The sequence below is a fragment of the Pseudomonas sp. GW822-FHT02E03 genome (assembly GCF_058802325.1).
The window spans coordinates 36031-50749 of the sequence record NZ_JBXAOA010000037.1; the positions used below are offsets into that span (position 1 = coordinate 36031).

Here is a 14719-nt window from a genome sequence, read left to right on the forward strand (position 1 = left end):
CGCATCCGCGACTGTACAAGCCGCGGAACGGCAGAGACCTAGCGGTTGATTTTGATTTCCGTGCGCCGGTTCATCGCACGGCCGTCAGCGGTTTTGTTATCGGCCACCGGCTGGCTTTCACCGGCACCGGTCACAGACACGAAACTACTGCGTGGCACGCCTTGGGAAATCAGGTATTCCACCACTGAATGGGCGCGTCTATCCGACAGTTTCTGGTTGTAGGCATCGCTGCCGACGCTGTCGGTATGACCGGTGACAGTCAGTTGGGCGGTGGAGGACTCCTGTTTCAGGCGCGTGGCAATGGTGCTGAGTACGTCCTTATCGGCAGGGGTGAGCTTGGCCGAGTCGAACTGGAAGTGCACATCACGGATAACGATGACTTCTTCCTTGACCACCGCCGCCTCCTCGACCACCGGCGCAGGCGCGGGTGGAGGGCAGCCGTCGGCATCGACCCGCACGCCTTTAGGTGTACCCGGGCACTTGTCGCGGCTGTCCAGCACACCATCGCCGTCTTCATCGCCATCGCCATGCACCCAGCACCAGGCTGCTGCCGTGCCGCCGACCAGCAGCGCGCCATACCCAGCCCATGCCGAGCTTTCGGTCGCGCCGAGCCCTGCACCGATGACACCACCGACACCCGCACAGGTCGGCCAGTCGGTTTTCTGCAAACCTGCGCAACCAGTCAACACACTGGTTAGCAGAACCAAGGGTAATGCTGTCCGAATTATGCTCATCTAGTTCTTCTCCTGAGGGATCGGCTTAAAACCGATTCTAGGGAGTAAAGACCCGACTTTTAATCTCCGCCAGCAATAGGCCATTGCTGTTTTGCCCCATGTTCATGGAGGATCGCCGCTTTTTGGTTAATTGCGCGAGACAGGAACACTAGGCCCGGACGTTGGGGCAGGCTAGTCTTGGCGTTCTGATTGAGGATCTTCGATGATTGCAGGTATTTCTTCGCGCACGCCCCAGCAGGCGTTGGCCGCTTTGCTTGATCGTTACGCCCCGGCGCGTCTGTTGCTGATTGGTGCCAGCGAATTCCCCGCGCTTGAGGCATTCAAGCTCGCGCACCCGGACAGCATCGTCGACTTTGCTGCACCCGGGCCACTGCCCGCCGAACTGGCGGCGCAACGGTTTGATCTGGCGCTGGTGGTCGATTGCCTTGAACACTTGCCCAAGCGCGACGGCCTGAATTTGCTCGGCGGGATACGCAACCTCAATGCCAGTCGCATTGCGGTGCTGGCCGACTTGCCGGCATGCGGTTGGCAGGAGACGGACTTCTTTTCCCTGGCGCTGCAAGCCAGTGAACGCTTCCAGCGCGACGATCAAGTACTGACCCTGTTTACCTACGATCTGCTTGACTATAAACAGGTGCCCGACTGGCTCAACTCCCGCTTCTGGGCCAATCCGGAAAACTTCGGGAAATATTGGTGGTAACGCAATGAGTACATCCATTTGCCCTTGCGGCAGCGGCACGCTGCTCGATGCCTGCTGTGGCCATTACCACGCCGGCCACCCCGCTCCCAGCGCCGAAGTCTTGATGCGTTCGCGCTACAGCGCCTATGTATTGGGGTTGATCGATTATCTAGTGGCGACCACCCTGCCCGCACAACAGGCCGGCCTGGATCGCCAGTCGATCAGCGACTGGAGCGCCCAAAGCACCTGGCTGGGCCTGGAGGTGGAAAGCGCCGAGGTTTTCGGCGGACAGCCGGAGCACGCCTTCGTCACCTTCACCGCTCGCTGGCACGACAGCAGCGGCGAACACAGCCACCGCGAACGTTCGTCATTCGTACAGAACGCCGGCCACTGGTATTTCATCGACCCCACCGTGTCACTCAAGGCCGGACGTAACGATGCGTGCCCGTGCGCCAGCGGGCAGAAGTTCAAGAAGTGCTGCGCGAGTTATTTCAGCGCTTGAGTTGACCAACAGCAAAAAGATCGCAGCCTTCGGCGGCGCCCACAGGCGCGTAGGAGCTGCCGAAGGCTGCGATCTTTTTAAGGCTAGACTGGGTCTCAAGGGAGATACCTCACCATGACCCGTCAACGGCGCGCATTACAGCTGTTCACCCTGCTTCTGTTTCTGGGGCTCGGAGGCTGTGCGTCGTGGTTCGACGACGACTTGCCGGAGCCGCAGGTGCATCTGGTCAAGGTCGAGGTGGTCCGGGCCAAACTACTGGAGCAGAAATTCCTGCTGCATTTTCGCGTCGACAATCCCAATGACCAAGACCTGACGGTGCGTGCCCTGGAATATCGCATTCACTTGGGGGACATACTGCTGACCGAAGGCGAGCACGAACACTGGTTCACGGTCGGCCCCAAACGCAGCGCCTATTTTAAAGTGCCGATCCGCACCAACCTGTGGCCGAAAGTCCGGGACCTGGTCAAGCTGCTGAAAAAACCCGACCAACCCATCCCCTATCGTCTGGAAGGTGAACTGGAAACCGGTTTATTCATCGCGCACTACGTGCACCTGGCGCGTAATGGCGTGATAATCGCCGCCGATTTAATTCCGGAGTGACCCCGATGACCCAGCAACCTCATGTCCATGGCCCTGACTGCAACCACGATCATGACCATCACGACCACCATGATCACGACCATGGCCATGTCCACGGCCCGAACTGCGGCCACGCCCACCAGGAACCGGTGCGCAACGCCCTGAAAGACGTCGGCCGCAACGACCCTTGCCCATGCGGCAACGGCAAGAAATTCAAGAAGTGCCACGGCGCTTGATGCTTCGGGCGGATATCTTTTTCGCCTGTTGAATCGCTATCGCGGGTAAGCCTCGCTCCCACAGGGGTATCGTCGTTCACAGATTCGCTTACGACACAATCTACTGTGGGAGCGGGCTTGCCCGCGATGACGGCGGCACATTCAATACAACTGTTTCAGTTAGATCCTCATCGCGGGCAAGCCCGCTCCCACAGGTTTTTTAGTCGGCGTGCAGAATTTTCGCGGTGCTGATGACCGTCGCATACTCGCCATGCAAATTGCCCAGCGACATCGCGTGCACTTCCTCGGCTGAATGAGCATCGCCAAAGTAATCCGTTTTATCGAAGGTAAAGCACGCATCCTCAGCAACCCACGCTTCAAACCCCAGATTCCCGGCCGTTCGCGCCGTGGACTCCACCGAATTGTTGGTCGCCACACCAACGATGATCAACTGATCGATCCCCGCCTCGCGCAAACGTGCTTCCAGCCCCGTCGAACAAAAGGCATCCGGCACCTGTTTTTGAATCAGCCACTCACCCATCGATGGTTGAAAACGCTCCTGAAATTCCACCCCCGATTGCTGCGGCCAGAACACTGAATCCTCTGAGCGGGACAGGTGCTGCACATGAATCACCGGCCGTCCGGTTCGACGCCAATGCCCCAGCAATTCCAGGATGCGCTCTTCGGCCTGAGGGTTGTTTCGGCGGCCCAACCTGGGATGCAGGATGCCTTTTTGTTGATCGATGATGATCAGCGCCGCGTTTGTCTTGAGCTCCATGCCGACTTTTCTCCTGCTGGGCATTGAATTTCCCGCACTTCAGCATCACCTCTTGCTACTGGCAAGCCATCAAACGCAAACAGGACGACCTGATGCCGGCGGTCGCTGTCCGTACCTGACGATGTCTCTTGATTTGGAGTATTTCATGATCGACTTGTATTACTGGACCACCCCCAACGGGCACAAGATTTCGATATTCCTGGAAGAAGCCGGCCTGCCGTACAACGTTTACCCGATCAACATCAGCCAGAACGACCAGTTCAAACCCGAGTTCCTGAAGATCTCGCCGAACAACAAAATCCCGGCCATCGTCGATCATGAGCCGGTCGATGGCGGTGAACCGTTGGCACTGTTCGAGTCGGGGGCGATTCTGCTGTACCTCGCGGAGAAAACCGGCAAGTTCTTGCCCAAGGATCTGCGCGGACGCCAGCAAGCGTTGCAATGGTTGTTCTGGCAGATGGGTGGCCTGGGGCCGATGGCCGGGCAAAATCATCACTTCAGCCAATTCGCACCGGAGAAAATCCCTTACGCGATCAAGCGCTACATCGACGAAACCGCCCGCCTGTATGGGGTGCTCGACAAGCAACTGGCCAACAATGACTTTGTCGCCGGCAGCGAATACAGCATTGCCGACATGGCAATCTACCCGTGGATCGTTTCTCACAAGTGGCAAAGCCAGAACCTGGAAGACTTCCCCAACGTATTGCGCTGGTTCACCCACATCCAGAACCGCCCGGCGACGGTGAAGGCGTATGCGCTGGTGGCCAAGGTCAATCCGCCTAAATCCTGAGGCCCTGCACCCTGATCGTTCCCATGCTCCGCGTGGGAATGCCTCAACGGACGCTCCGCGTTCGGCTCTGAATGTGACGCAGAGCGTCACGGGCTGCATTCCCACGCAGAGCGTGGGAACGATCACCGTAAAGAAATAACACCGCCGCCGCTTGCGCGGCCACCTCCTGCTCACTAACGTAGCGCCTTTATTGTGCCCCGCCTCGGAAGTCCGTTCAGTTTTGACGAGTGGCTAATGTTGTCAGACAAGGCGCCGCGACGAGTCATAGCCCGCTATGGCGAGGAGCGGCAACGCAGTCTGACGACATTAGACGCCGTCAACACTGAACAGCGACTTTCGAGGCGGGGCACCACTACCCCCGCAGGAGCTTTGCCATGGCCTCGCCAGCCCTCACACATTTTCTTCCCCGGTTCGGCGTTGCCGCAGCAGTGGCCGGTGTTTTAAGCCTGACCGGTTGTCAGACCTGGAACACTCAAGACACCCTCCCGCCTACCTCCGGCGTGCAACCGCTCAAAGGCCTGGCGCAGAACGTTTCGATTCGGCGCAATGCCATGGGCATGCCGCTGATCGAGAGCAATAGCTTCCACGATGCGCTGTTCACCCTCGGCTACGTGCATGCCAGCGACCGCATCAGCCAAATGGTCACTCTGCGGTTGCTGGCCCAGGGCCGTTTGGCGGAGATGTCCGGCGCAGACCTGCTCGACGCCGACCGCTACATGCGTGCGGTCAATCTGAAGAAAAGCGCGGGAGAGCTGTACAAGGCCTCTTCGCCGCGCCTCAAGCGTTTCTTCGAAGTCTATGCCCGTGGGGTCAACGCCTACCTGTTCCGCTACCGCGACAAACTGCCTGCGGACCTCGCAGCCACTGGCTACAAGCCTGAGTACTGGAAACCGGAAGATTCGGCGCTGATTTTCTGCCTGCTGAATTTCAGTCAATCGGCGAACCTGCCGGAAGAAATTTCCTCATTGATGCTGGCCCAGACAGTCAGTACCGACAAGCTGGCGTGGCTTGCGCCGTCCGCTCCCGATGAAAAACTGCCAGTTGCAGAAGCGGAAAAACTTCAGGGCATCAAACTCAATGGGCAAATCCCGGGGCTGAGCGAAATCAGCAAAGCCACGGGCCAACTGTCCGACCTGAATCTGCTGGGCGCCACGTCTTCGAACAACTGGGCGATTGCTCCGCAACGCAGCCGCAGCGGCAAAAGCCTGTTGGCCAGCGACAGCCATGGACCGCTGGGCGTGCCGTCGCTGTTCAGTTACGTGCAGATTCGCGCGCCGAAATACCAGGCCTCCGGCGTGACCATTGCCGGGTTACCGATGGTGCTCGGTGGTTTCAACGGCAAAGTGGCGTGGAGCATGACCACGGTCATGGGCGACAACCAGGACCTGTTCCTGGAAAAAATCAAACGCCAGGGCAACGGCCTTTCTTACGAAGTCAGCGGCAAATGGCAGCCGGCGATCGTGCGCAACGAAACCTACTTCGTCAAAGGCCAGAAGCCGATTCGCGAAGCGGTGTACGAAACCCGCCACGGACCGCTACTCAACAGCGCCCAAGGCACCGCGTTGGCGAATGGTTTCGGCCTGGCCTTGCAGACGCCAAACTTCACCGACGACAAAACCCTGGATGCCTTTTTCGACCTGTCTCGAGCGCAGAGCGTCGAGAAAGCCTCGGACGCCAGCCGTGAAATACGCGCCATCGCCCTGAATCTGGTGTTTGCCGATGCCAGCAACATCGGCTGGCAAGTTACCGGGCGTTACCCGAACCGTCGCGAAGGCGAAGGCTTGCTGCCGTCGCCGGGCTGGGAAGGTCGCTACGATTGGGACGGTTACGCCGACCCGATGCTCCATCCGTATGACCAGGACCCGGCTCAAGGCTGGCTCGGCACCGCCAACCAGCGGGTCATTCCCCATGGCTACGGCATGCAGCTGTCCAATTCCTGGTCGGCGCCGGAGCGCGGTGAACGCATGGCCGAACTGGCGGGCGTGGGCAAACACGACACGCGTAGCCTGATCGCCATGCAATACGACCAGACCACCACCTTCGCTGCCAAGCTGAAGAAGATGTTTGAAGCACCGGGCATGTCCCAGCCACTCAAGCAAGCCATCGAAGCGTTGCCGGTGGCCGATCGCGGCAAGGCTCGCGAGGCTTATACGCGCTTGATGGCTTTCGACGGCAAACTCAGCCCGACCTCCGCCGACGCGGCGATCTACGAGCTGTTCCTGCAGGAAAGCACTAAACAGATTTTCCTCGACGAACTGGGCCCGGAAAGCAGCCCGGCGTGGAAAGCCTTTATCGCCAACGGCAAGTTGTCTTACGCGGCGCAGGCCGATCATCTGCTGAGCCGTGAGGACAGTCCGTTCTGGGACGACTCGCGCACCCCACAGAAAGAAGACAAACCGACGATTCTCGCCCGTAGCCTGGCGGCCGCGATCAGTGCGGGGGACAGCCAGTTGGGTGGCGATCACAAAGCCTGGCAGTGGGGCAAACTGCATCGCTACGAATGGAAGAACGCCAGTGGCCAGACCGTGCGCGGTCCGCTGCCAGCCGGCGGCGACCACACCACGCTCAACACCGCCGCGTTCACCTGGGGTCAGGACTTCAACACCACGCTGGCGCCGGCCATGCGCTTTATCGTCGATTTCGGCCAAGCCGAACCGCTGATGGGCCAGAACGGTAGCGGCCAGTCCGGCAACCCGGCCAGCGCGCACTATCTCGACAGCGTCGAGCCATGGCTCAAGGGGCAATACATCAGCCTGCCGATGCAGCCGCAGAACTTTGACAAGGTCTACGGGAAGACGCGGTTGACCCTCACGCCTGGCAAGTAACCTCAAGTGGGACTGGGCCGGCTCGCGAAAGCATGCTGCCGGTCCCATTGATGTTGAATGTGCCGCCGTCTTCGCGAGCAAGCCCGCTCCCACATTTGATCGCATTCTTTCTGGTAGAACTCGATTGAATGTGGGAGCGGGCTTGCTCGCGAAAGCGGCCTGATTAGCGCCTCCAACCTTCTTTGAAAATAAATAGAACTTCTCGTCTCGCGCAAACCTCCTAGCTAACAGGCCTCTCCATTTGGGTAACAACATGGACCTTGTTATCGCTCGTCCTGAAGGTTTGTACTGCCCGCCCGGTGATTTCTATATCGACCCATGGCAGCCGGTCGAACGCTCGGTCATCACCCACGCCCACAGCGACCATGCTCGCCGTGGCAATCAACATTATCTGGCAGCGGCACCGGGGGCAGCCATCCTGCGTGCGCGTCTGGGCCAGGACATCAACCTGCAAACCTTGCCTTATGGCGAGCCATTGCTGCACCGCGGTGTAAAACTGAGTTTTCACCCCGCGGGCCACGTACTCGGCTCCGCCCAGGTACGTCTGGAATATGGCGGGGAAGTCTGGGTCGCCTCGGGGGATTACAAGACCGAGCCCGATGGCACCTGTGCGCCATTCGAACCGGTGCGTTGCCATACGTTCATCACGGAATCGACGTTCGGCTTGCCGATTTACCGCTGGCAACCCCAGATGCAGATCTTTGCCGAGATCAATCAGTGGTGGCGGGCCAATGCGGCGGCCGACAAGACCAGCGTGCTGCTCTGCTATGCCTTCGGCAAGGCCCAGCGGATTCTCCACGGCATCGATGCCAGCCTCGGCCCCATTCTGGTACATGGCGCGGTTGAACCCATCAATCGGATTTATCGCGAGAGCGGTATTTATTTACCGCCAACGATCTATGCCGGCGAAGTTAAAAAGCATGACCCGATGATGCGCAAGGCCTTGGTCCTCGCGCCTCCTTCTGCGGGTGCCAGCCCTTGGGTACGGCGTTTCGGTGATTACAGCGATGGCTTCGCCAGCGGTTGGATGCGCTTGCGCGGTACACGGCGCCGGCGCAGTGTGGACCGCGGTTTTGTGCTATCGGATCACGCCGACTGGCCCGGCCTGCTTTGGGCCATCGAACAAACCGGAGCCGAGCGCGTGATCGTCACCCATGGTTCGATCGGGGTATTGGTGCGCTATCTGCGCGAACAAGGCCTCGATGCCATGAGTTTCAGCACCGAATATGGCGATGATGAAGAAACCACAGTCCTAGAACCCGAGAGCGCCGAGGTGCTGGCATGAAAGCCTTCGCCGACTTGTATGCCGAACTCGACGCCACCACCTCGAGCAACGCCAAACTGGCGGCGATGCAGAGCTATTTCGCCCAAGCCGCACCCGAAGATGCCGCTTGGGCGGTGTACTTTCTGTCCGGTGGGCGTCCTCGACAATTGGTACCGGTACGAATGCTGCGGGAAATGGCCACAGCGTTTTCCGGACTCTCGCCCTGGCTGTTCGAAGAAAGTTATCAGGCCGTAGGTGATCTGGCGGAAACCATCTCGCTGGTGCTGCCCGAAACGCCCCACACCTCTACCGATGGGCTGGCGGTGTGGATTGAAGACAAACTGCTGCCGCTGCGTAACGCGCCCCCGCTAACCCTCGCCGAATGCTTGCCCGCCTTGTGGGCGCAACTGGATCGCCAGAGCCTGATGCTGTGCATCAAACTGATCACCGGCAGTTTCCGTGTCGGGGTCTCCAAATTGCTGGTTACCCGCGCCTTGGCGGCGATGGGCGGGGTCGACAGCAAACGCGTGGCCCAGCGGCTGGTGGGTTACACCGATCAGTCCAACCGCCCGAGCGCCGCCAGTTACCTGAAGCTGGTCGCCCCCGAATCACCCAATGAGCATGCCCAACGGGGGGGGCAGCCCTACCCGTTTTTCCTCGCTCATGCGTTGTCGCACCCGGTCGAGCAGTTCGACGCCCTGCTCGGCCCCGTCAATCAGTGGCAAGTGGAATGGAAGTGGGACGGCATCCGCGCTCAAGTGGTCAAGCGCGATGGGCGCTTGTGGATCTGGTCGCGAGGTGAAGAGCTGGTAAGCGAGCGCTTCCCCGAACTGGACAGCCTGGTTCATGACTTACCCGACGGTACGGTGATCGACGGTGAAATCGTCGCCTGGAAAGCCGCACGACCAGGCACCGAGGACGCCTTCGACCCGAAGTCGACGTCGTCACCCGCCGTGCAACCCTTCGCTCTGTTGCAACAGCGGATCAGCCGTAGAACGCTGAGCAAAAAAATCCTCGATGAGGTGCCCGTGGTGATCCTGGCCTATGACCTGCTGGAATGGCAGGGTGAGGATTGGCGTAACCAGACCCAAGCCACGCGCCGTGTTCAACTGGAACAACTCATCAAAGCCTGCGCAAACCCGGTGTTACTGAGCTCGCCCGTACTGACCGGCGAAAACTGGTTCGACCTCGCCCGCCAACGGGAAGCCTCCCGCAAATTGGGCGTCGAAGGCATGATGCTCAAGGCCCGCGATGCGCTGTATGGCGTCGGGCGGACCAAGGACATGGGCGTGTGGTGGAAATGGAAAGTCGACCCGTTCAGCGTTGATGCGGTGCTGATCTATGCCCAGCAGGGCCATGGCCGCCGGGCCAGCCTCTACACTGATTACACGTTCGCGGTGTGGGACGGTCCTCCCTCTGCCCGCGAGCGAACGCTGGTGCCTTTCGCCAAGGCTTACTCCGGGTTGACTGATGAAGAAATTCGTCAGGTCGACAGCATCGTACGCAAGACCACCGTGGAAAAATTCGGACCGGTGAGCAGTGTGAAACCGACTTTGGTGTTTGAGCTGGGATTCGAGGGTATTGCCCTGTCGAAGCGGCATAAGAGCGGGATTGCGGTGCGGTTTCCGAGAATGCTGCGTTGGCGGCAGGACAAATCGGTGGAGGAAGCTGACAACTTGGCGACGTTGCAGGATTTGCTCGCCTGACCTGATTTCTGTGTTGCACCAATGCAGGTCAGTAAAGTTGCAGAACCTGTGGGAGCGGGCTTGCTCGCGAAGGCGGTGTGTCCGGCAACATTAATGTTGACTGACACTCCCTCTTCGCGAGCAAGCCCGCTCCCACATGGATTGTGGCTTAGCTGATCTGGCGGTGGGCTCCCTATACTGCGCACCACCCTGGCGCAGGGATCTGGCGATGCCCGTTTTCGTGCATAAATCGCGCTTTGCCACTTCTTGTATTACCTTTTAAACGCTTGTTCGGGACTCTGGTTCGGAAATTGCTACTTTTAATAGGTCTTACGCTTTTCAGTAACAGTACTTCTGCGCCACAAGCGCTCATATTGGTTCTTAGGGATTGAATAATGAAAAAAGCATTGCTGACCCTTTCTGCACTGGCGTTGTGCATGGCTGCCGGCTCCGCGCTGGCCAAGGAATACAAAGAATTGCGTTTTGGCGTTGACCCTTCTTACGCGCCGTTCGAGTCCAAAGCAGCCGACGGTAGCCTGGTAGGCTTCGACATCGACCTGGGCAATGCAATTTGCGCCGAGCTGAAGGTCAAGTGCAAATGGGTCGAAAGCGATTTCGACGGCATGATTCCGGGCTTGAAAGCCAATAAATTCGATGGTGTGATCTCTTCGATGACCGTCACCCCGGCCCGCGAAAAAGTCATCGATTTCTCCGACGAGTTGTTCTCCGGCCCAACCGCTTACGTGTTCAAGAAAGGTTCCGGCCTGAGCGAAGACGTCGCTTCGCTGAAGGGCAAAACCGTCGGTTACGAGCAAGGCACCATCCAGGAAGCATACGCCAAGGCCGTGCTGGACAAGGCTGGCGTAAAAACCCAGGCCTATCAGAACCAGGATCAGGTGTATTCCGACCTGACTTCCGGCCGTCTCGATGCAGCGATCCAGGACATGCTGCAAGCCGAACTGGGCTTCTTGAAGTCGCCAAAAGGCGAAGGTTACGAAGTCAGCAAGCCAGTCGACAGCGAATTGCTGCCGTCGAAAACAGCGATCGGTATCTCTAAAGGTAACAAAGACCTCAAAGAGCTTTTGAATAAAGGTATCAAAGCGTTACACGACGATGGCACCTACGCCACCATTCAGAAGAAACACTTTGGCGATCTGAATCTGTACAGCGGCAAATAATGCCCGGCGCCCATCTCGCGATGGGCGCTTTTTTCACCCGATCAGGTTGCTGATTTATGTTCGAAAACCTATTACAAAACCTGGGGCTTTCAGCCTTCAGCCTCCAGGGCTTCGGTCCGTTGCTGATGGAAGGCACCTGGATGACCATCAAATTATCGGTGTTGTCGTTGTTGGTGGCCGTTTTGCTCGGCTTGCTGGGCGCCAGTGCCAAGTTGTCAAAAGTCAAACTGGTGCGGGTACCGGCCCAGCTCTACACCACGCTGATTCGTGGGGTGCCCGATCTGGTGCTGATGCTGCTGATCTTCTACAGCCTGCAAACCTGGCTGACCTCGTTTACCGACTTCATGGAATGGGAATACATCGAGATCAACCCGTTCAGCGCCGGGGTCATCACCCTGGGCTTCATTTATGGTGCGTACTTCACCGAAACGTTTCGCGGGGCGATCCTCGCCGTGCCACGGGGTCAGGTCGAAGCCGCCACCGCCTACGGTCTCAAACGCGGCCAGCGTTTTCGTTTCGTGGTGTTCCCACAAATGATGCGCTTCGCCCTGCCGGGTATCGGCAACAACTGGATGGTGATGCTCAAGGCCACCGCGCTGGTCTCGATCATCGGCCTGGCCGACTTGGTCAAGGCCGCGCAGGACGCCGGTAAAAGCACCTATCAACTGTTTTATTTCCTGGTGCTGGCTGCGCTGATTTACCTGGTGATCACCAGCGCCTCCAACGTCGTCCTGCGCTGGCTCGAACGCCGCTACGCCGCCGGCTCCCGGGAGGCCGTACGATGATCGAACTCTTGCAGGAATACTGGAAACCCTTCCTTTATACCGACGGTTACAACATCACCGGCCTGGCCATGACCATGTGGCTGCTCAGCGCTTCGATCTTCATCGGCTTTCTGGCGTCGATCCCGCTGTCCATCGCCAGGGTTTCGTCCAAGATCTACATCCGCTGGCCAGTGCAGTTTTACGTCTACCTGTTCCGGGGTACGCCGCTGTATATCCAGCTGCTGATTTGCTACACCGGTATCTACAGCCTGGCGGCCGTGCGCGCCCAGCCGGTCCTCGATGCGTTCTTTCGCGATGCGATGAACTGCACGATCCTGGCCTTCGCCCTGAACACCTGCGCCTACACCACGGAGATCTTCGCCGGGGCGATTCGCAGCCTGCCTCACGGAGAAATCGAAGCGGCCAAGGCCTACGGTCTGTCAGGCTGGAAGCTCTACGCCTACGTGATCATGCCGTCAGCCCTGCGTCGCTCGTTGCCTTATTACAGCAACGAAGTGATTCTGATGCTGCACTCGACCACCGTGGCGTTCACCGCGACCATCCCGGATGTATTGAAAGTCGCTCGCGATGCGAACTCTGCGACCTTCCTGACATTCCAGTCGTTCGGCATCGCCGCGCTGATCTACCTGACCGTTACCTTTGCGCTGGTCGGCCTGTTCCGTCTCGCCGAACGCCGATGGCTGGCCTTCCTCGGGCCGACTCACTAGGACAACTCGTACATGCGCCACCAGATTCATGACCTGCTGGCCCCGCTGCCGGGGACCGTGCGACAGATTCACAGTTTCCACTTCGGCCCGTCGTCGGCCAAAGGCAAGATTTACATCCAGTCCTCCCTGCATGCCGATGAATTGCCCGGCATGTTGGTGGCCTGGCACCTCAAGCAGCGTCTGGCGGATCTGGAAGCCGCCGGCCGGCTGCGCAGCGAAATCGTGCTGGTGCCCGTGGCCAACCCGGTCGGCCTGGAACAAGTGTTGATGGACGTTCCATTGGGCCGCTACGAGCTGGAAAGCGGGCAGAACTTCAATCGCTGGTTCGTCGACTTGAGTGAAGAAGTCGGCAACGAGATCGAAGGCCTGCTCGGCGACGATCCGCAACGTAACCTCGAATTGATCCGCGACAGCCTGCGCAAGGCGTTGGCGCGGCAGACCGCAGGCACTCAACTGCAATCCCAGCGCCTGACCCTGCAACGGCTGGCCTGCGATGCGGACATGGTGCTGGACCTGCATTGCGATTTCGAAGCCGTGGCGCACCTTTACACCACGCCCGAGGCCTGGCCGCAGGTCGAGCCACTGGCGCGCTACATCGGTTCTGAAGCCAGCCTGCTGGCTACCGATTCGGGTGGCCAATCGTTCGATGAATGCTTCACCCTGCTCTGGTGGCAGTTGAAAGAGCGCTTCGGCGAGCAGTTCGAGATTCCGCTGGGCAGTTTTTCAGTCACTGTCGAATTACGCGGCCAGGGTGACGTCAATCACCCGCTGGCCAGCCTCGACAGCCAGGCGCTGATCGATTATCTGATTCATTTCGGCGCGATTGCCGGTGAGCCGGCGCCATTACCGGAACTGCCCTACCCGGCGACACCGCTGGCCGGCGTCGAACCGGTGGCTACACCGGTGGGCGGGCTGCTGGTGTTCACGGTTCTGCCCGGGGAATACCTGGAGGCCGGGCAACTGATTGCTGAAGTCATCGACCCGATCAATGATCGCGTCACCCCTGTTCATTGCACCGCCGCCGGGCTGATGTACGCCCGTTCGCTGCGGCGCATGGCCACTGCCGGCATGGTGATCGCCCACGTCGCGGGCACCGAAGCCTATCGCAGCGGCTACCTACTTTCGCCTTGAGGATGCATGCCCCATGTACAAATTGACCATTGAAGGCCTGCATAAAAGCTATGGCGATCATCAGGTGCTCAAAGGCGTTTCGCTCAAGGCCAAAACCGGCGACGTCATCAGCCTGATCGGCGCCAGCGGCTCAGGCAAAAGCACCTTTTTGCGCTGCATCAACTTTCTCGAGCAACCCAACGACGGCGCCATGAGCCTGGACGGCCAAACGATCCGCATGATCCACGACCGTCACGGCATGCGCGTGGCCGATGCAGATGAACTGCAGCGGATTCGCACCCGCCTGGCCATGGTGTTCCAGCACTTCAACCTGTGGAGCCACATGACGGTGCTGGAAAACATCACCATGGCCCCGCGCCGGGTCCTGGGTTGCAGCAAGCAAGAGGCCGAAGACCGTGCCCGACGTTACCTCGACAAGGTTGGCCTGGCGGCGCGCGTAGCGGATCAGTACCCGGCGTTCCTGTCGGGTGGCCAGCAACAACGGGTAGCCATTGCCCGCGCACTGGCCATGGAACCGGAAGTCATGCTGTTCGACGAACCGACCTCGGCGCTCGACCCGGAACTGGTGGGCGAAGTGCTCAAGGTGATTCAGGGCCTGGCCGAAGAAGGCCGGACCATGATCATGGTCACCCACGAAATGAGTTTCGCCCGCAAGGTATCGAGCCAGGTGCTGTTCCTGCACCAGGGGCTGGTGGAAGAAGAAGGTGCGCCGGAGGATGTACTGGGTAATCCGAAGAGTGAGCGGTTGAAGCAGTTCCTCAGCGGCAACCTCAAGTAACCCCTTGCACTGCCCTAATGAAATGGCTACCCCCGCTGCCCCCTGTGATCGCCCACTAAGCTTTCACCGGGGGCTCATCGGAGATCATT

Annotated in this window: 15 protein-coding genes; 13 read left to right on the top strand and 2 right to left on the bottom strand. The window is 59.3% G+C overall.

Going from position 1 to position 14719, the window contains the following annotated elements; translation table 11 throughout:
• Nucleotides 1–38: 38 nt before the first annotated feature.
• Complete coding sequence (locus tag AC1RQB_RS22100) at nucleotides 39–734, bottom strand: PA1041 family peptidoglycan-binding anchor lipoprotein (protein ID WP_063342682.1); 696 nt, start codon at nucleotides 732–734, stop codon at nucleotides 39–41.
• Between the two features lie 202 nt (nucleotides 735–936).
• On the opposite strand from AC1RQB_RS22100, the gene AC1RQB_RS22105 reads away from it, so the two are divergent.
• The 4 genes from AC1RQB_RS22105 (at nucleotide 937) to AC1RQB_RS22120 (ending at nucleotide 2730) form a co-directional block, all read left to right on the top strand.
• Nucleotides 937–1434 (top strand): DUF6231 family protein, encoded by a 498-nt coding sequence (locus AC1RQB_RS22105; protein WP_063342681.1) that lies wholly within the window; start codon nucleotides 937–939, stop codon nucleotides 1432–1434.
• A 4-nt stretch (nucleotides 1435–1438) separates the two neighbouring features.
• Nucleotides 1439–1915 carry a YchJ family protein gene (locus AC1RQB_RS22110; RefSeq protein WP_063342680.1) on the top strand — a complete coding sequence of 159 codons (477 nt, stop codon included), beginning with the start codon at nucleotides 1439–1441 and terminating at the stop codon, nucleotides 1913–1915.
• A gap of 114 nt (nucleotides 1916–2029) precedes the next feature.
• On the top strand, nucleotides 2030–2515 hold the full coding sequence (locus AC1RQB_RS22115; protein WP_008005786.1) for an LEA/WHy family protein: 486 nt from the start codon (nucleotides 2030–2032) through the stop codon (nucleotides 2513–2515).
• A 5-nt stretch (nucleotides 2516–2520) separates the two neighbouring features.
• Nucleotides 2521–2730, top strand: coding sequence for an SEC-C metal-binding domain-containing protein (locus tag AC1RQB_RS22120; protein ID WP_007906737.1), 210 nt, complete (start codon nucleotides 2521–2523; stop codon nucleotides 2728–2730).
• A 199-nt stretch (nucleotides 2731–2929) separates the two neighbouring features.
• Here the strand turns inward: AC1RQB_RS22120 and AC1RQB_RS22125 are convergent, their stop codons facing one another.
• Nucleotides 2930–3487, bottom strand: coding sequence for a cysteine hydrolase family protein (locus tag AC1RQB_RS22125; protein WP_063342679.1), 558 nt, complete (start codon nucleotides 3485–3487; stop codon nucleotides 2930–2932).
• A gap of 145 nt (nucleotides 3488–3632) precedes the next feature.
• On the opposite strand from AC1RQB_RS22125, the gene AC1RQB_RS22130 reads away from it, so the two are divergent.
• From AC1RQB_RS22130 to AC1RQB_RS22170, 9 genes are all read left to right on the top strand, one after another.
• Entirely contained in the window at nucleotides 3633–4277 is a 645-nt protein-coding gene (locus tag AC1RQB_RS22130; RefSeq protein WP_063342678.1) for a glutathione S-transferase N-terminal domain-containing protein, read from the top strand.
• 374 nt (nucleotides 4278–4651) lie between these two features.
• A complete protein-coding gene (locus AC1RQB_RS22135) occupies nucleotides 4652–7102 on the top strand; it encodes a penicillin acylase family protein (protein WP_063342677.1) in 2451 nt (816 codons plus the stop codon).
• Between the two features lie 253 nt (nucleotides 7103–7355).
• On the top strand, nucleotides 7356–8387 hold the full coding sequence (locus tag AC1RQB_RS22140) for a ligase-associated DNA damage response exonuclease (protein ID WP_063342676.1): 1032 nt from the start codon (nucleotides 7356–7358) through the stop codon (nucleotides 8385–8387).
• On the top strand, nucleotides 8384–10072 hold the full coding sequence (locus AC1RQB_RS22145) for an ATP-dependent DNA ligase (protein ID WP_063342675.1): 1689 nt from the start codon (nucleotides 8384–8386) through the stop codon (nucleotides 10070–10072). Before AC1RQB_RS22140 ends, AC1RQB_RS22145 begins: the two co-directional genes overlap by 4 nt.
• 374 nt (nucleotides 10073–10446) lie before the next feature.
• Nucleotides 10447–11229 (top strand): transporter substrate-binding domain-containing protein, encoded by a 783-nt coding sequence (locus AC1RQB_RS22150; RefSeq protein ID WP_007904668.1) that lies wholly within the window; start codon nucleotides 10447–10449, stop codon nucleotides 11227–11229.
• Nucleotides 11230–11285: 56 nt separating this feature from the next.
• Entirely contained in the window at nucleotides 11286–12014 is a 729-nt protein-coding gene (locus AC1RQB_RS22155) for an ABC transporter permease (RefSeq protein ID WP_007904662.1), read from the top strand.
• Nucleotides 12011–12721: an ABC transporter permease gene (locus AC1RQB_RS22160; protein WP_008072750.1), complete on the top strand. Its 711-nt coding sequence runs from the start codon at nucleotides 12011–12013 to the stop codon at nucleotides 12719–12721. The genes AC1RQB_RS22155 and AC1RQB_RS22160 overlap by 4 nt, the downstream gene beginning before the upstream one ends.
• Nucleotides 12722–12733: 12 nt before the next feature.
• Nucleotides 12734–13852, top strand: coding sequence for a succinylglutamate desuccinylase/aspartoacylase family protein (locus AC1RQB_RS22165; RefSeq protein WP_063342674.1), 1119 nt, complete (start codon nucleotides 12734–12736; stop codon nucleotides 13850–13852).
• Nucleotides 13853–13865: 13 nt separating this feature from the next.
• Nucleotides 13866–14630: an ABC transporter ATP-binding protein gene (locus tag AC1RQB_RS22170; protein WP_007904656.1), complete on the top strand. Its 765-nt coding sequence runs from the start codon at nucleotides 13866–13868 to the stop codon at nucleotides 14628–14630.
• Nucleotides 14631–14719: the final 89 nt, after the last annotated feature.